We start from the raw sequence: 517 nt of genomic DNA on the forward strand, positions 1-517 counted from the left end.
GTAATAAAGCGTGTTTGAGTTATGTAACCACCCAAAGTCGTTAAATGCGTAAGCAATCCATGCATCGTCATGCAGGCGATGTTGCGACACAAGTTTGTTGTTTTTAAAATCTACCGTTGCAAGCCAGCGGTCTTTGTTGTCCCACGCTTCTAGCATGACAGCTACTTGTGAGCCATCGTCGTTCCATACTATTGGGCTTTGCTCAAAACCCCAGTCCATAATAAGGTTGATACCACGAGGTGCCTTTTTAGACTTAGATGTTGTACCATCACGTGCATAATTTTCTTTTTTAACTGCGGCTAAAACATCTTCGTCAAAGCCCGGTAAGGTATTAAAGCTAAGTGATGTTTGCTCTTTGTTAGTTAAATTGGTGTAGACAAGCTTTGAGGTTTCTTCTTTAGCGTCGGCTACACGGCGGCGTGCTTTTTTAGGTTCTATAGTGGCGTCATTTGTAATGTAGTTAGGCATAATATCGCCATCACCACGCCAGTCTGTTTGCTTTTGTACAACGACTAAC

The 517-nt window shown here is 42.6% G+C and carries 1 pseudogene; it reads right to left on the reverse strand.

Going from position 1 to position 517, the window contains the following annotated elements:
* A pseudogene (locus tag BW139_RS18190) lies at window positions 1–517 on the reverse strand (S9 family peptidase); the annotation flags it as partial.

The organism is Pseudoalteromonas sp. SK18, from assembly GCF_001974855.1.
Classification (GTDB): domain Bacteria; phylum Pseudomonadota; class Gammaproteobacteria; order Enterobacterales; family Alteromonadaceae; genus Pseudoalteromonas.